The 21461-nt window shown below is 72.2% G+C and carries 18 protein-coding genes; 9 read left to right on the top strand and 9 right to left on the bottom strand.

Translation table 11 applies throughout. The features are described 5' to 3' along the window. Positions 1-169: 169 nt before the first annotated feature. From SPRI_RS10645 to thrS, 6 genes are all read left to right on the top strand, one after another. Complete coding sequence (locus tag SPRI_RS10645; protein ID WP_037773622.1) at positions 170-2065, top strand: ABC transporter substrate-binding protein; 1896 nt, start codon at positions 170-172, stop codon at positions 2063-2065. Positions 2066-2068: 3 nt separating this feature from the next. Continuing rightward, complete coding sequence (locus SPRI_RS10650; RefSeq protein WP_005311217.1) at positions 2069-3118, top strand: ABC transporter permease; 1050 nt, start codon at positions 2069-2071, stop codon at positions 3116-3118. Beyond that, a complete protein-coding gene (locus tag SPRI_RS10655) occupies positions 3115-4077 on the top strand; it encodes an ABC transporter permease (RefSeq protein ID WP_005311219.1) in 963 nt (320 codons plus the stop codon). The genes SPRI_RS10650 and SPRI_RS10655 overlap by 4 nt, the downstream gene beginning before the upstream one ends. Further along, entirely contained in the window at positions 4074-5045 is a 972-nt protein-coding gene (locus SPRI_RS10660; RefSeq protein ID WP_037773623.1) for an ABC transporter ATP-binding protein, read from the top strand. Before SPRI_RS10655 ends, SPRI_RS10660 begins: the two co-directional genes overlap by 4 nt. Before the next feature lie 14 nt (positions 5046-5059). Beyond that, positions 5060-6046, top strand: coding sequence for an ABC transporter ATP-binding protein (locus SPRI_RS10665; RefSeq protein WP_053556878.1), 987 nt, complete (start codon positions 5060-5062; stop codon positions 6044-6046). Positions 6047-6183: 137 nt separating this feature from the next. Next, the gene (thrS, locus tag SPRI_RS10670; RefSeq protein WP_310650513.1) at positions 6184-7488 is read left to right on the top strand and encodes a threonine--tRNA ligase; all 1305 of its coding nucleotides are present in this window, start codon (positions 6184-6186) and stop codon (positions 7486-7488) included. A gap of 180 nt (positions 7489-7668) precedes the next feature. Here the strand turns inward: thrS and SPRI_RS10675 are convergent, their stop codons facing one another. The 9 genes from SPRI_RS10675 to rimP all read right to left on the bottom strand — a co-directional run bounded on the left by SPRI_RS10675 (position 7669) and on the right by rimP (position 19402). Then, entirely contained in the window at positions 7669-8628 is a 960-nt protein-coding gene (locus SPRI_RS10675; RefSeq protein WP_005311227.1) for a bifunctional riboflavin kinase/FAD synthetase, read from the bottom strand. A gap of 41 nt (positions 8629-8669) precedes the next feature. Next, on the bottom strand, positions 8670-12197 hold the full coding sequence (locus tag SPRI_RS10680) for a serine protease (protein ID WP_053556879.1): 3528 nt from the start codon (positions 12195-12197) through the stop codon (positions 8670-8672). Between the two features lie 224 nt (positions 12198-12421). Then, a complete protein-coding gene (gene truB / locus SPRI_RS10685) occupies positions 12422-13321 on the bottom strand; it encodes a tRNA pseudouridine(55) synthase TruB (RefSeq protein WP_005311231.1) in 900 nt (299 codons plus the stop codon). After that, positions 13318-13761, bottom strand: a complete 444-nt coding sequence (gene rbfA / locus SPRI_RS10690; RefSeq protein WP_037773629.1) for a 30S ribosome-binding factor RbfA — start codon at positions 13759-13761, stop codon at positions 13318-13320. The genes truB and rbfA overlap by 4 nt, the downstream gene beginning before the upstream one ends. 27 nt (positions 13762-13788) lie before the next feature. Further along, positions 13789-14082 carry a DUF503 domain-containing protein gene (locus tag SPRI_RS10695; RefSeq protein ID WP_005311234.1) on the bottom strand — a complete coding sequence of 98 codons (294 nt, stop codon included), beginning with the start codon at positions 14080-14082 and terminating at the stop codon, positions 13789-13791. Positions 14083-14260: 178 nt separating this feature from the next. Beyond that, the gene (infB, locus tag SPRI_RS37035; protein ID WP_078951240.1) at positions 14261-17344 is read right to left on the bottom strand and encodes a translation initiation factor IF-2; all 3084 of its coding nucleotides are present in this window, start codon (positions 17342-17344) and stop codon (positions 14261-14263) included. Positions 17345-17497: 153 nt separating this feature from the next. After that, the gene (locus SPRI_RS10710) at positions 17498-17776 is read right to left on the bottom strand and encodes a YlxR family protein (protein ID WP_005311239.1); all 279 of its coding nucleotides are present in this window, start codon (positions 17774-17776) and stop codon (positions 17498-17500) included. A 130-nt stretch (positions 17777-17906) separates the two neighbouring features. Then, a complete protein-coding gene (gene nusA, locus SPRI_RS10715) occupies positions 17907-18902 on the bottom strand; it encodes a transcription termination factor NusA (RefSeq protein ID WP_005311241.1) in 996 nt (331 codons plus the stop codon). Positions 18903-18904: 2 nt separating this feature from the next. After that, positions 18905-19402 carry a ribosome maturation factor RimP gene (gene rimP / locus SPRI_RS10720; protein ID WP_005311243.1) on the bottom strand — a complete coding sequence of 166 codons (498 nt, stop codon included), beginning with the start codon at positions 19400-19402 and terminating at the stop codon, positions 18905-18907. 152 nt (positions 19403-19554) lie between these two features. On the opposite strand from rimP, the gene SPRI_RS10725 reads away from it, so the two are divergent. The 3 genes from SPRI_RS10725 to SPRI_RS10735 are packed head-to-tail and all read left to right on the top strand — an operon-like array spanning position 19555 to position 21447. Then, the gene (locus tag SPRI_RS10725; protein ID WP_053556880.1) at positions 19555-20109 is read left to right on the top strand and encodes a hypothetical protein; all 555 of its coding nucleotides are present in this window, start codon (positions 19555-19557) and stop codon (positions 20107-20109) included. Further along, entirely contained in the window at positions 20106-20561 is a 456-nt protein-coding gene (locus tag SPRI_RS10730) for a DUF4439 domain-containing protein (protein ID WP_238996213.1), read from the top strand. Before SPRI_RS10725 ends, SPRI_RS10730 begins: the two co-directional genes overlap by 4 nt. Before the next feature lie 22 nt (positions 20562-20583). After that, positions 20584-21447 (top strand): aminoglycoside phosphotransferase family protein, encoded by an 864-nt coding sequence (locus SPRI_RS10735; RefSeq protein WP_005311247.1) that lies wholly within the window; start codon positions 20584-20586, stop codon positions 21445-21447. The last annotated feature ends 14 nt before the right edge of the window (positions 21448-21461 follow it).

Below are 21461 nucleotides of genomic sequence, written 5' to 3' on the forward strand. Positions count from 1 at the left end.
GCACCGACTCCCCGGTGCGGGCCCTCGCCGCATTCCCGCAGCCCACACGGGGTTTGAGCGGCCGTTGACGCGGCATGACCACCCTGATAAACCTTCGCTTCACCAACTGGCGAACCAGAGATCACCAACCCGCCCTCTCCGTGCGAGTAATGACGCGAGGTCACTGTCCATGGTCACAACGGCTTCATCCAAGAGAACCCGGCAACGCCCCCGCTTCCGATTGGTCCTGGCCACTGGCGCCGCGACCACGGCACTGGTGACGGCGGGGGCAGTGGCCCCCCAGGCCCAGGCCCAGCCGCAGGACCGTGCGCTCGCACAGTCGCAGGCACAGTCACAGGCGCGGGCGGCGGCCGCCGACGACGGCAAGCAGGTCCTCACCGTCGCGGTGTCGCAGAGCATCGACTCGCTGAGCCCGTTCCTGGCGCAGCGCCTCGTGAGCACCAGCATCCACCGGCTGACCTACGACTATCTGACGAACTACGACGTCAAGGACGGCCACACCGTCCCGGGACTCGCCACCTCGTGGAAGCCGTCCCCCGACAAGCTGACGTGGACGTACACCATCCGCGACGACTCCAAGTGGTCGGACGGCAAGCAGGCCACCGCGGAGGACGCGGCCTGGACGTTCAACAAGATGATGACGGACGAGAACGCCGCCACCGCCAACGGCAGCTTCACGGCGAACTTCAAGAAGGTCACGGCTCCGGACCCGAAGACCCTGGTCATAGAGCTGAAGAAGCCTCAGGCGACGATGACCGCGCTCGATGTGCCGATCGTCCCGAAGCACGTGTGGGAGAAGGTCGGCGACTTCTCCAAGTTCAACAACGACAAGCAGTTCCCCATCGTCGGCAACGGCCCGTTCATCATCACGGACTTCAAGGTCGACCAGTATCTGAAGCTGAAGCCGAACAAGGACTTCTGGCGCGGCGCGCCCAAGTTCGACGAACTGGTGTTCAAGTACTACAAGGACGGTGACGCGGCGGTCGCGGCCCTGCAGAAGGGCGAGGTGTCGTTCGTCCAGGGCCTGACCCCGGCGCAGGCCGAGGCACTGAAGAGCGCCGAGAACATCAAGGTCAACGACGCTCCCGGCCGCCGCTTCTTCGCCCTCGCCACCAACCCGGGCGCCCGGTCCAAGGACGGCAAGAAGTTCGGCAACGGCCACAAGGCGCTGCTCGACCCGGCGGTGCGCAAGGCGCTGTTCCACGCCACCGACCGCGCCACGATCGTCGACAAGGTCTACCAGGGCCACGCCGTCGAGGGAGAGGGCTACATCCCGCCCCGCTTCGAGTCGTACTTCTGGAAGCCGGAGGCGAGCCAGAAGATCGCGTACGACCCCGCCAAGGCGGCCGAGCTCCTCGACGGGGCCGGATACAAGAAGAACGCCGCCGGCAAGCGCCTGGACAAGGACGGCAAGCCGCTCGAGTTCCGGATCCTCTGCCACGCCACGGACCCGAACGACAAGGCCATCGGCAAGTACCTCCAGGAGTGGTGGGGCGAGCTCGGCATCGGGCTGAAGGTCGAGTGCCTCGACAACGTCTCCGACCCGTGGCTCGCGGGCGACTACGACCTGGCCTTCGACGGCTGGTCCGTCAACCCCGACCCGGACTTCGTCCTGTCGATCCACACCTGCGCGGCGCTGCCCGCCACGCCCAAGGACACCGGCGCGACGGACAACTTCATCTGCGACAAGCAGTTCGACGACCTCTACGCCGAGCAGGCCGTCGAGTACGACCCGGCCAAGCGCGCCGACCTGGTCAAGCGGATGCAGTCGCGGCTGTACGACACGGGCTACATGAACATCCTCGCGTATCCGAACGCCGTCGAGGCGTACCGTACGGACCACATCAAGTCCATCACGACGATGCCGGAAGCGGCCGGCAACATCTACGGCCAGGACGGCTACTGGAGCTGGTGGTCGGCGGAGCCGGCCGCGGCCGGCAGTGGTTCGGACAGCGGTTCCTCCGCGGGTGTGGTGATCGGCATCGGCGCGGTCGTCGTCCTCGCCGCCGCTCTCGGGCTGTTCGTCGCGATGCGTCGCCGTTCCACCGCGGAAGACCGTGAATAGTCGATGAGCACCACAAGCACCACCGGCACGACCGCTGTGGCGCGGGCCTCCGAGGCCCGCGCCGCGCGCGGCAACGTACGCGCCTATCTGCTCTACGTGGCGGGCAAGATCGGCGGAGCGGCGGTCTCGCTGTTCGCCGTGCTCGTCACCAGCTTCTTCCTGTTCCGGATCATTCCCGGCGACCCGGTGAAGGCCATGACACATGGCATGCCGACGTCGGCCGAGCAGATGGCCACACTGAGACGGCAGTTCGGTCTCGACAAGCCGATGTGGCAGCAGTTCACGGACTACTGCGCCGGCGCGCTGAGCGGCGATCTGGGGATGTCGTACCAGTTCCGTGCGCCCGTCGGCGATCTGATCCTGCAGAAGGTGCCGGCGACCCTGCTGCTCACAGGTGTGGCCGTCGTCATCTACTCGGCGATCGGGCTCTGGCTCGGCACCCGCTCCGCCTGGCGGCACGGCAGCCTCGGGGACAAGCTCAACACGGGAGTGGCGCTCACCCTGTGGTCGGTGCCCGGATTCTGGCTCGGGCTGCTGCTGATCATCACCTTCTCGGTGGGGATCGGTCCCGTCCCCGGGATGTTCCCGACCGGAGGCATGGAGTCGGGCAACGAGAGCGGTTTCGCCTACGTGGCCGACGTGGCCCATCACATGGTGCTGCCGGTCCTCACCCTGGTCGCCGTCGGATACGCGCAGACACTTCTGGTGATGCGGTCCTCGCTGCTCGACGAGATGGGCAGCGACTACCTGACGACGGCACGGGCCAAGGGCCTGCGTGACGACGTCGTACGGCGCCGGCACGCCGTGCCGAACGCGCTCCTGCCGACCGTCACCATGGTGTTCATCAACCTGGGCCATGTGGCCGCCGGTTCGATCCTCGTCGAGACGGTGTTCTCCTGGCCCGGGCTCGGCGGGCTGTTCTACCAGGCGCTCAGCGTGCCCGACCTGCCGCTCGTCCAGGGGCTGTTCGTCGTCTTCGCCGGCGCGATGATCGTGATGAACCTCCTCGCCGACCTTCTGTATCCGCTGCTCGATCCCCGGGTGGGCCGATGACGACGACACCGACGCCGCCGACGAAGACCGCTCCCGCCGCTCCGCCCGGGCAGGCCGGCAAGAACGCCCCGACCGCGAGGTCCCTCGCGTGGGCGCGCCGCCGGCACTCGGTGGCCCGCTTCTGGAGTGCGTACCGCGGCCACCGGGCGGGGCTCTTCGGTCTCGCCGCGCTGGCGCTCATCGCGCTGACCGCGCTCGCCGCGCCGCTGCTCGTCGGCAGTGACGTCCAGAGCGTCACCAACGCGCCGGGCACGGCGCTGGAGAAGCCGAGCGGCGAGTTCCCGCTCGGCACCGACCAGTTCGGCCGCTCGCTGCTGGGACTGCTGGTGTGGGGCGCGCGGATCTCGCTGACCGTGGGCCTGCTTGCCGCGGCGCTGTCGGTCGCCATCGGCACCCTCGTCGGCATCATCGCCGGACACTACGGCGGCTGGCTCTCCACCGTGCTGATGCGGATCACGGACTGGTTCCTGGTCATGCCGACGCTGGTGCTGGCGATCGTGCTCGCGACGGTGATGTCGCGCAATGTGTGGACGGTCATCATCGCCATCGGCGTCGCCAGCTGGCCCACCACGGCGCGGCTCGTCCGGGCGCAGACCATCGCCGTGGAGTCCCGGCCCTACATCGAACGCGCCAAGGCGCTCGGTGGCGGCCACGGGCACATCATGAACCGGCACGTGCTCCCCAATGTGATGCCGCTGGTCCTCGCCCAGACGACTCTGGGCATCTCCAGCGCCATCCTCACCGAGGCCACGCTCGCGTTCCTCGGGCTCGGCGACCCGACCGTCGTCTCCTGGGGCGGGATGCTCCAGGACGCGCGTGAGGCGGGCGCCGTCTCCTCGGGCCACTGGTGGTACCTCGCCCCGCCCGGAATCGCCATCGCGCTCGTGGCGCTCGCCTTCACCCTGTGCGGGCGCGCGATCGAGTCCGTACTCAACCCGAAGCTGGGAGTGGCGCGTTGAGTGTGCTCGAGGTCAGGAACCTCCATGTGACCTACGGTTCGGGGGACCGCGCCGTGCCCGCCGTGCGCGGCGTCGACCTGTCCCTCGCCGCCGGGCAGAAGCTCGGTGTCGCCGGCGAGTCCGGCTGCGGCAAGTCGACGCTGGCCCTCGCCCTGCTGCGGCTGCTGCCGGCCTCCGCCCGGCTGACCGGCGAGATCATGCTCGACGGCGAGGACGTCCTCACGATGAAGTGGGGGCGGCTGCGGGCCGTACGGTGGGCGGGCGCTTCGATCGTCTTCCAGGGCGCGATGCACTCCCTGAACGCCGTGCACCGCGTCGGCGACCAGATCGCCGAGCCGATCATGCTGCACCAGAGGGTCACGATCGCGGAGGCGGAGCGCCGCGTCGGCGAGCTGCTCCAGCACGTCGGCCTGCCGGCCGCCCGGGCGAACGCCTACCCGCACGAACTGTCCGGCGGGCAGCGCCAGCGGGTGATGATCGCGATGGCTCTGGCCTGCGACCCGCAGCTGATCGTCGCCGACGAGCCGACGACCGCGCTCGACGTGATGATCCAGGCGCAGATCCTGCGGCTGATCGAGCAACTGGTGGCCGAGAAGGACATCAGCCTGCTGATGATCAGCCACGACCTGGGCGTCCTCGCCGACACCTGCGACCGGCTCGCCGTGATGTACGCGGGCCGGGTCGTCGAGGAGGGGCCGGCCCGCTCCGTGTACGGCGCGGCGGAGCATCCGTACGGGCGGGCCCTGTCCGCCGCCTTCCCGCGCATCGGCGATCCGGCCTCGCGTCGGGCCCCGCGCGGGCTGCCGGGCGACCCGCCCGACCCGTCGTCGCTCCCCGGCGGTTGCACGTTCCACCCGCGCTGCCCCGTCGCGCTCGACTCGTGCGCGGACCGGGACCAGGAGCTGGTCACGGCGGGTGAGGGACACCGGGCGGCGTGCGTGCTGGTGGGTTCGGAGAAGCAGCAGTGACACAGGAGCACGTCATGACCACCACCTCTCCCCTCCTCTCCACCACCGGACTGCACATCACCTTCCCCGGCCGTCGCGGCGGGCCCGCCGCCCGGGCCGTCGACGGTGTCGACCTCGACATCGGCACGGGCGAGATCGTCGCCCTGGTCGGCGAGTCCGGCTGCGGCAAGACGACGCTGGCGCGTGCGCTCCTCGGCCTGGTGCCGCCCACCTCCGGGCGGGTCACGTTCGGCGGGGAACCGCTCGGGCTCACCCCGCGCGCCCTGAAGGCGTACCGCAAGCGGGTCCAGCTGGTGCTCCAGGACCCGAGCGGGTCACTCAACCCGCGGCACACCGTCTACGACGCCGTGGCCGAGGGCCTGCGGATCCACGGCTACGCGGGCGACGAGCGCGCGGCGGTCGCGGAAGCGCTGTCCCGGGCCGGGCTGCGCCCGCCGGAGCGCTTCTTCCTCCGCTACCCGCACGAACTGTCGGGCGGTCAGCGGCAGCGCGTCGTCATCGCGGGCGCCCTGGTGCTGGAGCCCGAACTCATCGTGGCCGACGAACCGGTGGCCTCCCTCGACGCCTCCGTACGCGGTGAGATCCTGGCGCTCCTGCTGCGGCTGCGTGACGAACTGGGGCTCTACGCGCTGGTGGTGACCCACGACCTGGGCCTCGCCTGGAACATCGCGGACCGGGTGGCGGTGATGTATCTCGGGCGGATCGTCGAGACGGGCCCCGTGGAGGACGTTCTGACCTCGCCCCAGCACCCGTACACCCAGGCGCTGTTGTCGGTGCTGCCGGAGTCGGAGTCCCCGCCGGTGGTCCTCACCGGCGAACCGCCGGACCCGTCCCGTATCCTGGAGGGCTGCCGCTTCCACGCCCGCTGCCAGGTCCTGGCGTCGGGGGAGGCCGCCCGTGCGGGCGTCGCGGACCTGTGCCGCTCCCGGGACCTGCCGGTCCTGGCGAACGCGCCGGGGCCGCAGGTGGCGTGCCACTGGGCCGCGACCGCGTCGCCCTGAGCGGGGACTGGCCCGGCCCGCCGGGTGCACCCGGAAAAGCGCGTGTGGACGTCGCTGCGGACTGCTAGCTTTTCCGCCATGAAGCGCGCTGCGATGACGACGACGCCGGAGAGTGTCCCGGCGCGCTGACAGATGTCTTGAGTCCGAAGCCCCGGGGCGAGTGCCCCGGGGCTTCGCCTTGCGGTCGCTCGCCCGACGTCCGCGAGGAGACCGCCATGCATGACCACCGCAAACTCGGCCGTGAACTGGGCCTGTTCGACACCGACCCGCTGATCGGCGCGGGACTGCCGTACTGGCTGCCCGACGGCGCCACCGTACGGCACACCCTCGAGGAGTACATCCGCTCCGCCGAGCGACGGGCCGGGTACCGGCACGTGTACTCACCGGTGCTCGGCAAGAGGGAGCTGTACGAGATCTCCGGTCACTGGGCGCACTACAGCGACGACATGTTCCCCCCGATGGACCTCGGAGGCGAGCAGGTCGTGCTGCGGCCGAGCCTGTGTCCCCACCACGCGGTGATCTACCGCTCCCGCTCCCACAGCTACCGCGAGCTCCCGCTGCGCATGGCAGAGCTCGGCGGTATGTACCGCTCCGAACTGTCGGGCGTACTCGGCGGGCTGACCCGGGTGCGGGCCATCCAGCTCAACGACGCCCACATCTTCTGCACCCTGGACCAGGTCGCAGAGGAAGCGCGGGCGGCGCTGGAGATGATCCGACGGGCGTACGAAGCGCTCGGCATCACCCCGGCCCGTTACCGGCTCTCCCTCCCCGGCCCCGGTGGCAAGTACGTCGCCGCACCCGAGAAGTGGAAACGCTCCACCGCCCTGCTGACCGATGTCCTCGACCGCTCCGGCCTGCCCTACGAGGCGGCCGAGGGAGAGGCCGCGTTCTACGGCCCGAAGATCGACGTCCAGGTCACCGACGGCGCCGGCAGGGAGTCCACCCTGTCCACCGTCCAGGTCGACTTCCACCAGCCGGAACAGTTCGACCTGCACTACATCGGCGCGGACGGCGCCAGACACCGGCCGGTCATGGTCCACCGCAGCATCATCGGCAGCGTGGAACGGGCCGTCGCCCATCTCATCGAGCAGCACGGCGGCGCGTTCCCCGCCTGGCTCGCCCCGACCCAGGTGGCGATCCTTCCGATCTCCGACGCGGAACTGCCGCACGCCGCGGCACTCGCCCGCCGATGCGCCGGGCTCGGACTGCGTGCCGAGATCGCCGGACCGGAGCGCGGCACCCTGGGCGCCCGTGTCAGAGAGGCCCGTCTCGTCCCCTACCAAGCCGTCATCGGTGCCAAGGAAGCCGCGGACGACCACGTCGCACTGCGTCTGCGCGGCGGGCGCCGACTCGACCCACAGCCGGTCGGCGAGGTCCTCACCCGCATCGTCGCTCTGGTCGACGCCCACCGGGCCGACCTGTGGGACGACGCCGCCTCTTAAGAGGCGGCGCCTGCCCGAAGGTGGTCGCGCCTGCCCGGACCGAGCAACACGGTCCGGGCCACGCCGAAGACCGGGGCCCGGGCCGGGCGGAGCAACAGGCCCGGGTCACGCCCGAGACCGGCTTCCGGACCGGGTAGGGCACCGCGGCCCGGGCCACACCCGGAAAGGCTGCCCCGGGGGTTACGCGCCGGCCGCGTCGTACGACGCGGTCAGCTCGCGGCACTTCTTCACGTCGTCCGCCATGGCCACGAGCAGCGATTCGATGGTGTCGAACTTCTCCTGGCCGCGGACGTACGCCAGGAAGTCCACCGTCACGTGCAGCCCGTACAGCTCGAGTCCCACCCGGTCGATCGCGTACGCCTCGACGGTCCGCTCCGTGCCGTCGAACTGGGGGTTCGTGCCCACCGAGATCGCCGCCGGCATCCGCTCGCCGGCGGCCGTCAGCCAGCCCGCGTACACGCCGTCGGCGGGGATGGCGGTGTGCGGCAGGGTTTCGACGTTGGCCGTCGGGAAGCCCAGCTCGCGGCCGCGCTGGGCGCCGCGCACGACGATGCCCTCGACGCGGTGCGGGCGGCCGAGGATCTCGGCGGCCCCCTCGACGTCGCCCTCGGCGATCAGCCGGCGGGTGAGGGTCGAGGAGAACGGCTCGCCGCCGCCCGCCTCACCCCGCACATAGAGGTCGACGACCTCGACCTCGTAGTCGTACGTCCGGCCCATCTCCGCGAGGAAGTCGACGTTTCCGGCCGCCCGGTGACCGAAGCGGAAGTTGGGGCCCTCGATGACCGCCCGCGCGTGCAGCTTGTCGACCAGCACCTTCACGATGAAGTCGGCCGGCGAGAGCTTGGAGAACTCGGCGGTGAAGGGCAGCACGAGCACCGCGTCCACGCCGAGCTCTGCCATCAGGTCCGCACGGCGGTGGTGCGGCGCGAGCAGCGGCGGATGGCTGCCCGGGCGGACGACCTCGCTGGGGTGCGGGTCGAAGGTCACCACGACGGACGGCACGCCGAGCTCGCGTGCCCGCTGCACCGCACGTCCGATGATCAGCTGGTGCCCGCGGTGCACGCCGTCGTAGGAGCCGATGGTGACGACGCTGCGTCCCCAGTCCTGGGGGATGTCCTCCAAGCCACGCCAGCGCTGCACTGTGACCGCTCCTCGCCCGAACCTGTGTACGTGATTACCGATTACGCAGGTCTAAGACTGCCATGCCCGGCGGCCCGGGTCGGCATCGGCACCGGGCTCCCCTCTTTCCCGAGGGCCCGGCATGCCTCCACCGCGGCCCACTGCTGCGGATCCGCGGCCGGCCAGCGGGCCATGAGCACGTCGAAGGCGGGCACCTCGCGGGCCAGCTCGGTGAGCCTCCGGTCGAAGCAGGCCGCACCCCTGGGGGTGCGCACGAGCAGCAGGCCCGTCCGGTGGACCAGCAAGCGGGTCCGTTCCTCTTCGCGCGCCCCGCAGCCGTTCGCGGCGGCGCACAGCAGGCCGTCGAGGACGCCGAGGTCGCGGGCCTCGTACTGCTCGTACCGCAGCAGGACCTCGAGCAGCTCGGCGCGCAGCGCGCGGGAGGCGGGGGCCCCGGCCGCGGTGAGGACGGGCGCGAGGGCGACGCGGACCCGGGCCGGGCGGCCGCGCACGAGGTGGGTGACGAGCGGGAAGAGCACGTCCCGGCCGTCCGGTCCGTGCTCGAGGCGGCGGTGGACGTACGCGGCTGCGTGCACCGCGCCGTCCGGGCGGTGGTCGACGTACTCGCACACCAGGGCGGCCGCCCGGCGGGCGAGGGCGGGGGTGGTGGCGGCCCCGGCGAGCGCGGCGAGGGTCTCCCCCGCTCCTGCGGAGGTGTCAGGGCGCAGCAGGCGGCTCCTGAACGCGGCGAGTACCGGGCCCGGGTGGGTGGTCAGGGCGTCGGTGAGGGCGTCGGCCGGCAGGCAGGGGTCGCCCGCGGCGAAGAGGTCGAGGGCACGCGGCAGGTACCGGGCGCGGCTCACCGGGTCGCGGACCAGCACCGTGAGCGCGGGTCCGTGCGCGCCCCTGGTCCCGGCGAGCAGGGCCCGGGCGGCCCGCCGCAGCAGGTCCCTGTCGGTGTCGCTCGCGGCCCCGGCCGGGACGAGCGGGCAGCAGTCGGCTGCTGCTTCGCGTCGTTGGGGCCGCGGGTCGCGGGCCCAGCGGTCCACGGCCCGGCACATCGCGGACGGTTCGTCCTCCGCGAGCGCACGGAGCAGTTCGGCGGCGCGGGGGTGGGGGGTGTCCGCGAGGGCTTCTGCGAGGTCGTCGGCCGCGAGCCCCCGGCGGGCGTAGAGCAGCGCCTGTGCGGCCGCGCCGACCGTGGGGCGCACCACGGCGCCGTGCACCGCGGCGAGTGGCGTGTCGTCGTCGAACCACCGGCACAGAAGCGGCTGCACGGCCGCGGGGTCGGCCGCCAGCCGCGCATCGGCGAGCTCCAGGAAGAGCGGTGTGGCGGTGCCGCCCGGCGGGGAGGTGTCACCGGGCGCGAGCCGCCGCAGGAGGTCGAACCACGCCGGATCACCCATCCTGAGCCGGGCCCAGAAGGCGGGTCCGAAGTCGTCGCCCGGCCGTTCCGCCAGCTGTTGCAGGACGGCGAGATACGGCTCGGCGTCCGGCACCTTGCCGAGCACTTCATGAAGCAGCCGGGAGGCCCACCAGCGTGCCTCCGGGTCCCGCCGGCCGTGCACCTCGTCCTGGACCACCCCGGCCAGTCCGGCGAGCCTCGGGACCAGGAGGTGTGCTCCGCGTTCGCGGCCGAGATGCAGCAGCGCGTGGGCCACGGGGCCGATGCGGTGGCGGGGCACGGGCGGCGGGCCGTCCTCCCCCGGCCCGTGCCGCTCCCGGCCGTGGACGAGCGACCCGAGCGCGGCGTCGACGTCGAGATGCGCGCCCTGGATCCAGTCGGCGAGCTCCTCGTGCGCGAAGCGGTAGCCGCTGCCCGCCGGGACGAGCAGGGTCTCGGTGAGGACGGCGGAAGCCCAGCCACCCGCCCAGGGGAACAGCTCCTCGAACGATGCCCGGTCGAGCCGGCCGTGACCGGTCCCCAGGCAGCGGCGGGCGGCCTCGTGCACCCGGCCGGAGATCCGGGTGGCGAGCCGGCGGACGGCGCAGCCCCGGGGCGGCGTTCCGGCCGCGACGGCGACACGTACCGCGATCCGCAGACAGAGCAGGTCGAGGTAGGCGCCGAAGACCTCGTCCCGCCCCGGTGTGCCCGGCACGCCGCCGGGGAGGGCGCGGTGCACCTCCGCGAGGAGCCTGAGCACCAGCGGATGCCGCTCGTCCCCCGCTGCCACGCTGCCCGGCGCCAGCCCGTACCTCTGTCGTGCCGTCCGTGCCTGCTCGGAGGTCAGGTCGCCGAGGTGCACGGCGGGCGGCTGCTGCCCGCCCCTGGCACCGGGCCCGGGACGGCCCTGTGCCAGGGCGGGCAGCGCCGCGGAGGTCAGGGAGCGGGGTGCCGGCACCGGCGCGGCCGGGATGCGCCCGCCCGTCGGGCGGCCGGGCCCGGCCGGTCCTCGCGCCGCTCCACCGGCAGAGTGGTGCAGCAGGTGCGGCGGGTAGAGCGCACCGGCCTGTTCCCAGTACTCCGGGCGGCATGCCACGACCAGCCGGGCGCCGGAGGCGGCCAGCCACGCCGCGGTGGCCGCCGTCCAGTCGGGCAGGGCCTTGGCCATCGCGGGCGGCATCTCCTCCGGGCCGTCGAGGACGACGAGCAGCGGCCGGCCCGCTCCGGCGGCCAGGCGCGCCACCCGGTCCGGGCTCGCCCCGCGCTCCCGGCCGCCCGCCTGCTCCGGTACGGCGACGATGCGGGCGGCCCCGCGCAGCGCGCGTGCCACGGCGTCGGCGACGGAGGCGTCGCCGTCCCGCACGTCGGCGCCGCGCAGCCACAGAGTGGGAGCCGGTGCCGGCCTCTCGGCGCGGCGCGCGGCGAGCGCGCGCAGCTCCGTCGTACGGCCCGTGCCGGGTGCGCCGACCAGTCCGAGGACCAGCGCCGCGCTGTGGTCCGTGGTGAACGCCGCGAACTCGCCGGCGATGGCGGGCCGCGGGACGGGCTCGGGCCACGCGTCCGGAACGACGGCCCGGGCGAGTGAGGTCGCGGCCAGCTCCAGTACCGCTGCGAGGTTCAGGTCGGGTCCGTACGCGGGCGCGGTGGCGGCGTTCCTGCGTAAGAGGGCGGCGTGCGGCTCGGACCGGGCGGTACCCAGGGAGTGCGCCAGGACGGCCGGGGTGCTGGTGCCCGGTGGTGGTGGGGCGGCGAGCACGCCGAGGACGGCCCCGGTCGACGCGTCGAGCACCGGTCCGCCTGCGACTCCGTCCACGAGGCGCAGGGCGTCGCTGCCGTCCGTGCCGATGGCGAGCTCCAGGACGCCGTCGGCGGCGGCGAGCACGCGCGCCTCACGCCAGCCGCCCGCCGCGAGGCGCACATACGTGCCCGGCTCCGCGCGTTCGCGTGCCCCGATCGGCAGGGGCACGACGCGAAGGCCGTTGGTATGCAGGAGTGCCAGGCCGCTGCCGGGCAGCGGGGTCACGGAGTCGGCCTCGATCGCGGGTCCGCCGCCGTCCATCGGCAGCACGACGGGCCGGGCCAGGCCGTGGACCACGTCATGGCCGGTCACGACCGTGCCGAGGTCGTCGGCGACGAAGCCGGTGCCGTGCGGCCGACCGGCCGGATCGCAGATCCGTACCAAAGTTGCCAGGTCAGCGCGTCCCATGGGGACGACGTTAGGCAGACGATGATCAAGAAGAGAAGCGCGGACCGCGAACGCGCCCCCCAGTGCACCCCGGTTCACTCCAAGCGCCTGCTCGAAGGGGTGAATCGAGGGGCCTGGGTGGATAGACCCTATGCGGGGGAATCAAGGGGGGAACGTGGGGCGGACGGCGAGAGCCGTCCGCCCCACGACGGACCGACATCCACGAGGGGACGTCCCGCTCGGGGTCAGCCGAAGACGGCCAGGCTCTTCGCCTTGCCGTTCTGCTCCTCCACGAGCGCCAGGAAGCGTCCGTCGGGCCCGAAGACCGCGACCGGGGCACGGTCGTGTGCCGGCATCTCGAGCCGCACGCCGTTGGTGAGCAGCTTGGCCCGCCGCTCGTCCACGTCCCAGCGGGGGAAGGCGGCGGCGGCCGCCTCGGCGATCGGCATCACGGTCAGCTCCTCCTGGAGCTGGTCGAGGGTCTTCGCCGCGTCCAGGCCGTACGGGCCGACCCGGGTGCGCCGCAGCGCCGTCAGGTGGCCGCCCACGCCCAGCACGGCACCGAGATCGCGGGCGAGCGCCCGGATGTAGGTGCCGGAGGAGCAGACCACGGACACGACCAGGTCGACGACGGGCAGGCCGTCCTCCGTGGTCGTCGGGCGGACGTCGTAGACGCGGAAGGAGGAGACGGTCACCGGGCGGGCCGGGATCTCGAACTCCTCGCCGCCGCGCACCCGCGCGTACGACCGCTTTCCGTCGATCTTGATGGCGCTGACCTTGGACGGCACCTGCATGATGTCGCCGGTGAGCCCGGCGACGCCCGCGTCGATCGCCTCGCGTGTGACGGCGGAGGCGTCGGTGGAGGAGGTCACCTCACCCTCGGCGTCGTCCGTGACGGTGTCCTGCCCCAGCCTGATGGTGCCGAGGTACTCCTTCTCGGTCAGCGCGAGGTGACCGAGGAGTTTGGTGGCCTTCTCGACACCCAGCACCAGGACTCCGGTGGCCATGGGATCGAGCGTCCCCGCGTGTCCGACGCGCCGGGTCCTGGCGATCCCGCGCATCTTGGCGACGACGTCGTGCGAAGTGAAGCCCGACGGCTTGTCGACGATGACAAGTCCGTCGGGCGTGACGGTGCGCTGCGTCATTCCGAGGCTTCGTCCTCGTCCTCGGGCTTGCGGTACGGGTCGGGCTCGCCCGCGTACGTCGCGCCGGAGGACACCTCGCGGACCTTGGCGTCCGAGGCGCGCGCCTTGTCGAGGAGGTCCTCGATCGTCTTGGCGTTCTCCGGGAGCGCGTCGGCCACGAAGGTGAGGGTCGGCGTGAACTTGGTACCCGCCGCCGCGCCGACCGCCGAGCGCAGGATGCCCTTGGCGCTCTGCAGGCCCGCCGCGGCACTGGCCCTGTCCTCGTCGTCGCCGTAGACCGTGTAGAAGACCGTGGCCTCCCGCAGGTCACCGGTGACACGGGTGTCCGTGATGGTCACGTGCGAACCCAGGCGAGGGTCCTTGATGCCACGCTGCAGCTTCTCCGCGACCACCTCCCGGATGAGGTCTGCCAGCTTTTTCGCCCGCGCGTTGTCGGCCACTGGTCCGTCTCCTTCTTTGCCTTGCATTCAGTCTTCGTCGCTGTGGAGCCTGCGTCGTACCGACAGCAGCTCCACCTCCGGCCGGGCGGCGACGAGGCGCTCGCACCGGTCGAGTACGTCCGTGAGGTGCCCCGTGTCCCCGGACACCACGGCGAGGCCGATCTCGGCCCGCCGGTAGAGGTCCTGCCCGCTCACCTCCGCCGCGCTCACCGCGTATTTCCGCTGGAGCTCGGCGACGATGGGCCGGACCACGGAGCGCTTCTCCTTCAGCGACCGTACGTCGCCGAGAAGCAGATCGAAGGACAGTGTCCCCACATACATGTATGTCCGGATGTCCCGCCGGTCCGGGTTCGTCGTGCCGGGGGTCCGGGGCTTCCCGCCGGACCGGCACGGTCGGGTCTCCGCCGTACTTGGCAGGGACACCCAAACCGTACACGCAACGGCCGGGGCCGATCGACGGAAATATTTCCGCCGACCGGCCCCGGACGAGTGCCGTGCGTCAGCCGCGCGGCTTCTCGCGCATCTCGTACGTCGCGATGACGTCGTCGACCTTGATGTCGTTGAAGTTTCCGAGGTTGATACCACCCTCGAAGCCTTCGCGGATCTCGGTGACGTCGTCCTTGAAGCGACGCAGACCCTCGATGTTGAGGCTCTCCGCGATGACCTTGCCGTCGCGGATGAGGCGTGCCTTGGTGTTGCGCTTGACCTCGCCGGACCGGATGAGAACACCCGCGATGTTGCCCAGCTTGGACGAGCGGAAGACCTCGCGGATCTCCGCCGTACCGAGCTCGACCTCTTCGTACTCCGGCTTGAGCATGCCCTTGAGGGCCGCCTCGATCTCCTCGATGGCCTGGTAGATCACCGAGTAGTACCGGACGTCGACGCCCTCGCGCTCCGCCATCTGCGCGGCACGGCCGGCCGCGCGGACGTTGAAGCCGATGACGATGGCGTCGGAGCCCATCGCCAGGTCGATGTCCGACTCGGTGACCGCACCCACACCGCGGTGCAGTACGCGGATCTCCACCTCTTCGCCGACGTCGAGCTGGAGCAGCGAGGACTCGAGAGCCTCCACCGAACCGGACGCGTCGCCCTTGATGATGATGTTGAGATCCTGCACCAGACCGGCCTTGAGCACCTTGTCGAGGTCCTCGAGGGACACCCGGCGGGTGCGCTTGGCGAACGCGGCGTTGCGCTCACGGGCGGCACGCTTCTCGGCGATCTGACGGGCCGTACGGTCCTCGTCGACGACCAGGAAGTTGTCGCCGGCGCCCGGGACGTTGGTGAGACCGAGCACGAGGACGGGGGTCGAGGGACCCGCTTCCTCCACGTTCTCGCCCTTGTCGTCGAGCATCGCGCGGACACGGCCGTAGGCGTCACCGGCGACCATCGTGTCACCGACGCGCAGCGTGCCTCGCTGGACCAGGACGGTCGCGACGGCGCCGCGGCCACGGTCGAGGTGGGCCTCGATCGCAATACCCTGCGCGTCCTGCTCGGCGTTGGCCCGCAGGTCGAGCGAGGCGTCCGCGGTCAGGACCACGGCCTCCAGCAGGGAGTCGATGTTGAGACCCTGCTTCGCGGAGATGTCGACGAACATGGTGTCGCCGCCGTACTCCTCCGCCACCAGACCGAACTCGGTGAGCTGTCCGCGCACCTTGGTCGGGTCGGCGCCCTCGACGTCGATCTTGTTGACCGCGACCACGATCGGCACGTCGGCCGCCTTGGCGTGGTTCAGCGCCTCGATCGTCTGGGGCATCACACCGTCGTTCGCCGCCACCACGAGGATCGCGATGTCGGTGGACTTGGCACCACGGGCACGCATGGCGGTGAACGCCTCGTGACCCGGGGTGTCGATGAAGGTGATGGCCCGCTCTTCGCCGTTGACCTCGGTGGCGACCTGGTACGCACCGATGTGCTGCGTGATACCGCCGGCCTCACCCGCGACGACGTTCGTCTTGCGGATGGCGTCCAGCAGCCTGGTCTTACCGTGGTCGACGTGACCCATGACGGTCACGACCGGCGGACGGGAGACGAGCATCTCCTCGCCGCCCTCGTCCTCACCGAACTCGATGGAGAAGGACTCGAGAAGCTCGCGGTCCTCCTCCTCCGGGCTGACGATCTGAACGGTGTAGTTCATCTCGTCGGCGAGGAGCTGAAGGGTCTCGTCGGAGACGGACTGCGTGGCAGTGACCATCTCGCCGAGGTTCATCATCACGGCGACGAGCGACGCCGGGTTGGCGTTGATCTTCTCCGCGAAGTCGGTGAGGGAAGCACCGCGCGACAGGCGAACGGTCTCGCCGTTGCCGCGAGGCAGCATCACGCCGCCGACCGACGGGGCCTGCATGGCCTCGTACTCCTGGCGCCTCTGCCGCTTCGACTTACGGCCACGACGCGCCGGACCGCCGGGACGGCCGAAGGCGCCCTGCGTGCCACCACGGCCACCGGGGCCGCCGGGACGTCCACCGAAGCCGGGACGACCGCCGAAGCCGCCGCCACCGCCGCCGGGGCCACCGCCACCGGGACGACCGGCGAAGCCGCCGCCGCCACCGGGACGACCGCCGCCGCCACCGCCGGGACGACCGGCGAAGCCGCCGCCGCCACCGGGACGACCGGCACCGCCGGGACGGCCCGCGCCGCCCGCACCGGGACCGCGACCGCCGCCGCCGGGACCGCCACCAGGACGGGGACCGGCAGCAGGACGCTGCGGCATCATGCCGGGGTTCGGACGGTTACCGCCGGGCGCGCCGCCCGGGCCACCGGCACGCGGAGCCTGCGGACGGGGCATACCGCCGGGGGTCGGGCGGGCACCGCCCTGGCCCTGCGGACGCGGGGCGCCGCCGGGGCCGCCCTGCGGACGCGGAGCGCCCGGAACGGCACCGCCGCCGGGACGCGGAGCGCCACCCGGACGGGGCGCCTGCGGACGCGCCATGCCGGTGGAGCCACCGGACGTGAACGGGTTGTTGCCCGGACGGGGACCGGCCGGACGGCCACCGGGACGCGGGGCGCCCTGGCCGCCGGCGGGACGCGCCGGACGCTCGCCGCCGCGGCCGCCGTCACGCTGACCGGCGTCACGCTGACCGCCGGCCGGAGCCGGACGGGCAGGGCGCGGACCGGGGGTGGCACCCGCGGGACGCGGGGCCTGCGGTGCGGCGGGCTGGGCCGGAGCCGGGGCCGAGAACTCGGCAGCGGGCACCGGAGCCGCCGGGGCGGGCTTGGCCGGCGCGGGCTTGGGACCCGGTGTCGGACGCGGTCCCGGAGCCGGGGCCGCGGAGGAGGGGGTGCTGCTCGCCGGGGCCGGCTTGGGGGCCGGTGCGCCGGGCTTGGGGGCAGCGGTACGTCCCGCCTGCGCCGAGGGCGCGGCGGGCTTCGAAGGCGTCGCCTTGCGGGGCGCGCCGGGCTTCGCAGCGGACTTGCCGGCGTTGCCGCCGGGCCCCTGCAGTGCATCAGTCAGTTTGCGTACAACCGGCGCCTCGATCGTCGAGGACGCCGAACGGACGAATTCACCGAGTTCTTGGAGCTTGGCCATGACGACCTTGCTCTCTACGCCGAACTCCTTGGCGAGTTCGTATACCCGGACCTTAGCCACTTCGCTCCTTTTAGGTCCGGGTTACCGCCGGACCGTCGCTACTTCATGGGCGTACTCATCGCGTACTCATCGAGTGCTCATCGCAATCTCGACCTACTTCCAACTCGCGAGGTACCTGACCGCACGGGGGTATCCGTGCCGTACTTCTTTCTCTTACGGTGCTGCCTGCTCGACATACCGCCGCGCTGCGGCGGTATCGAGCGGCCCCTGGGCCCGGAAGGCCCTCGGGAACGCCCGGCGGCGGACCGCCAGGTCGAAACAGACCAAGGCGGGGTGCACGTACGCACCCCGGCCGGGCAGCGTACCGCGATCATCGGGGACGCACTCGCCCTCGATCACCACGATCCGCAGCAGATCGCTCTTGGCCGCTCGCTCCCGGCATCCCACACAGGTTCGCTCAGGGCACACACGGGCATGCGTCCGGCCAGACACGGTTAAGTCTACCTCCCCGCACCGACCTCACCCCTTGGGGGCAAAAATCGAACGGATGTTGTCCTGATCCTTGTGAGATCTTGGTCGGCTCCCGTCGTCACCGCAACGGGATTCGGCCCCGGGCCATTCCTCAGCCCTGGTCGGGGCCCTGCTCGGTGTCGGGCCGGATGTCGATGCGCCAGCCGGTGAGACGGGCGGCCAGGCGGGCGTTCTGCCCCTCCTTGCCGATCGCCAGCGACAGCTGGTAGTCCGGGACCGTCACCCGGGCGGAGCGGGCGCCGAGGTCGACGATCTCCACCTTGCTGACCCGGGCGGGTGACAGGGCGTTCGCCACCATCTCCGCCGGGTCGTCGGACCAGTCCACGATGTCGATCTTCTCGCCGTGCAGCTCGGCCATGACATTACGCACACGGCCGCCCATCGGGCCGATGCAGGCGCCCTTGGGGTTCAGTCCGGAACGGGTCGAGCGAACGGCGATCTTGGTGCGGTGGCCGGCCTCGCGGGCGATCGCGGCGATCTCGACGCTGCCGTCGGCGATCTCCGGAACCTCGAGCGCGAAGAGCTTCTTCACCAGGTTCGGGTGGGTACGGGACAGCGTGACGGACGGACCGCGCACACCCCTGGCAACCCGCACCACATAGGTGCGCAGCCGCAGACCGTGCGTGTACTCCTCGCCCGGGACCTGCTCCTGCACCGGCAGGATCGCCTCGAGCTTGTCGTCCAGCTTCACCAGGACGTTCTTGGGGTCCTTGCCCTGCTGCACCATGCCCGCGACGACATCGCCCTCACGGCGGGCGTACTCGCCGAAGGTGACGTCGTTCTCCGCGTCACGCAGCCGCTGCTGGATGACCTGGCGGGCCGTGGTGGCGGCGATCCGGCCGAAGTCGGACGGAGTGTCGTCGAACTCCTTCGGCTCCTGGCCCTCCTCCAGATCCGCCGGGTCCTCCTTAGCCCACACGGTCACATGACCGGTGTTCCGGTCGAGCACCACGCGGGCGTGGCGGCGACTGCCCTCGGTGCGGTGGTACGCGATGAGGAGGGCCGACTCGATGGCCTCGACCAGCAGGTCGAAGCCGATCTCCTTCTCCTGGGCCAGGCCCTTCAGGAGCTTCACGTCGATGTCCACGGCTACGCCTCCTCTTCCTTCTTGTCCTTGCGGTTGAACTCGATCTCCACGCGCGCCTTCACGATGTCGTCGAAGGCGACCCGGCGGGCGGTGGGCTTGCGCCCCTTCACACCGGGCACCTCGAGGTCGAGTCCCTCGTCGTCCACGGTCAGGAGGCGGGCCACCAGGTCCCCGCCCTCCTTCAGCTGCAGTTTCACCAGGCGTCCGGTGGCACGCACGAAATGACGGTGCTCGCTCAGCGGGCGGTCGGCGCCGGGGGAGCTGACTTCGAGGACGTACTCGCCCTCGCCCATCGCGTCCGTCTCGTCGAGCTTCTCGGAGATGGCGCGGCTCAGCTCGGCGCAGGCGTCCAGTTCCACGCCCTCGTCGGAATCCACGGTGATCCTCAGCATGCGTCGCCGGCCCGCCCGGGAGACCTCGATCTCTTCCAGATCCAGCTCCGCGGCGCTGACGAGCGGCTCAAGCAGCCCGCGCAGCCTCTCGCTCTGGGTGGTGCTCATCCGGGTGACTCCTCGGCCGCGTGTGCTGTTGTGGGATCGTCGCGTGTCGAAGAAAGGGTATCCGGTCGCGGGGGGTGTTGCCGTCCACCCGCGCGGGAGCCGCAGGTACGCTCGCCTGCGGCGATGATCACTGCGAGCCCGAGGAGACACGCGTGGGGCGCACGGGGACGACGCGCAGACGTGCGCTGTTGGCGACGGGGGCGGCCGCCGCCGGCATGTTGACGGGCTGTTCGAACGACTCCCCCGGGACGCGGCGCCCGTCCGGGCGGTCCGCCGACCCGGCTCGCGCGGAGGCCGCGCTGCGGGCACGGCTCGCGGCCAGGAGCACGGCACTCGGCGACGAGTACGACGCCGTCATCGCCCGCCACCCGGAGCTCGCCGAACGGCTGACACCGCTGCGTTCCGCGGTCTCCGCGCACGCCGTGGCACTCGCCGGCGGCCGGCCGGGCGGGGCGTCCGCCGCTCCCTCGCCGTCCACCGCGCCACCGGTGACGCCGCCGGTCACACCGTCCGCCACGGCGGCCGGCTCCGTCCCGGAGGATCCCGCTGCCGCGCTGAGGGCGCTGGCCGCGGCGGAGCGTCGCACCTCCGACGGCCACACGGCGTCCCTCGCCGACGCGGAGCCGGAACTCGCCCGTCTGCTGGCCTCCGTCGCCGCCGCCGGCGCCGCGCATGCGTACTTGCTGACGAAGGGGGAACCGCGTTGACCACGGTGGACGACCGGGGTGACACGGCACGTGAGCTCGACGCCCTCCAGGCGGCGCTCGCGGCGGAACACGCCGCTGTCTACGGATACGGGGTGGTCGGCGGCCGGGTCGGCGACGACCGCGAGAACGAGGCCGCCGCCGCACACGCCGCACACAGGTCGAGGCGGGATTCGCTGGCGCGGACCGTGCGCGACCTCGGCAAGAAGCCCGCGGCGGCCGCCGCGGGCTACGCCCTGCCGTTCCCCGTGCCTGACGCCGCGGCCGCGATACGGCTCGCCGCCGTCCTGGAGGAGCGGGTGGCGGCCGTCTACTCCGACCTCGTACGGGCCACGGAAGGGCCGTTGCGGCTGGAGGCGGCGGGCGCGCTGCGCGAGGCGGCGGTCCGCGCGGTGCGGTGGCGCGGCAGCGGCGTAACCTTTCCTGGGCTCGCCGAGCGGGCCGGCCAGGACTGACGGGGAAGGAACAAACGGGCGTATGGCTTTCGAACCCCCGCAGCGGCTGGTCCGGGCACTCGGCGAGGACGACGCGTGGCTGACACGGCTGCCGGGAACGGTCGAGGAGACCGTGGACCGGCAGAAGCTGGACGTCGAACGGACCGTGGTGCCGGGCGGCCGGAGCAGCCTGCTCCTGCTCGTACGGCAGCCGGACGGCACACCCGCCGCGCTGAAGCTCGCTCCCCCGTCCGCGGCCCCCGGGCACGAGGCGGCCGCGCTGGAGCACTGGAACGGCTGGGGCGCGGTACGGCTGCTGGACGCCGCCGACGGCGAACTCCTGTTGGAGCGGCTGCACCCGGAGGTCTCACTGCGCTCGCTCCCCGAGGCCAAGGCGCTGCTCGAGGCGGCCGGCACGGTGCGACGGCTGTGGGTCGAACCGCCGGCCGGCCACACCTTCGAGACGGTCGCGGACCGCACGGCGCGCCAGGCGGCGGCGATGCGGAACTCCGCGGAGCCGCTCGTCGCGGCCGCGCTGGCGGCCCGGGACGAACTGGTCGCGGCGGCACCGGAAGAACTGCTGCTGCACGGCAACTTCCGCCAGGGCAAGGTGCTTTCCGGCGACCGGGCGCCGTGGCTGGCGGTCGGACCGGAGCCGCTGGTCGGCGAACGCGCCTACGACCTCGCCCGCCTCGCCCGCGACCGCGTCGAGGACCTCGTCGCGTCCTCCGCGGGCGCGTCGGCGGCCCGCCGGAGGCTGAACCGCCTCGCGGATTCGCTGGAGGTCGACCGGGACCGGCTGCGGGGCTGGACGCTGTTCCGCGCGGTGGAGTCGGGCCTGCGGGCGGTGGCCGCGGGGCGGCGCGCGGAGGGTGAACTGGCGCTGGAGTTCGCGGGCTGGCTGTAGGCGAAGCCTGCGAG

The sequence above is a fragment of the Streptomyces pristinaespiralis genome, assembly GCF_001278075.1.
GTDB classification, from domain to species: Bacteria; Actinomycetota; Actinomycetes; order Streptomycetales; family Streptomycetaceae; genus Streptomyces; species Streptomyces pristinaespiralis.

Bases quoted from the DNA above. Each gene is read 5' to 3' on its own strand.
- SPRI_RS10645 (WP_037773622.1), top strand. From the start codon at position 170: ATGGTCACAACGGCTTCATCCAAGAGAACCCGGCAACGCCCCCGCTTC.
- SPRI_RS10650 (WP_005311217.1), top strand. From the start codon at position 2,069: ATGAGCACCACAAGCACCACCGGCACGACCGCTGTGGCGCGGGCCTCC.
- SPRI_RS10655 (WP_005311219.1), top strand. From the start codon at position 3,115: ATGACGACGACACCGACGCCGCCGACGAAGACCGCTCCCGCCGCTCCG.
- SPRI_RS10665 (WP_053556878.1), top strand. From the start codon at position 5,060: ATGACCACCACCTCTCCCCTCCTCTCCACCACCGGACTGCACATCACC.
- SPRI_RS10680 (WP_053556879.1), bottom strand. From the start codon at position 12,197: ATGGGACGCGCTGACCTGGCAACTTTGGTACGGATCTGCGATCCGGCC.
- truB (WP_005311231.1), bottom strand. From the start codon at position 13,321: ATGACGCAGCGCACCGTCACGCCCGACGGACTTGTCATCGTCGACAAG.
- SPRI_RS10695 (WP_005311234.1), bottom strand. From the start codon at position 14,082: ATGTATGTGGGGACACTGTCCTTCGATCTGCTTCTCGGCGACGTACGG.
- rimP (WP_005311243.1), bottom strand. From the start codon at position 19,402: ATGAGCACCACCCAGAGCGAGAGGCTGCGCGGGCTGCTTGAGCCGCTC.
- SPRI_RS10735 (WP_005311247.1), top strand. From the start codon at position 20,584: ATGGCTTTCGAACCCCCGCAGCGGCTGGTCCGGGCACTCGGCGAGGAC.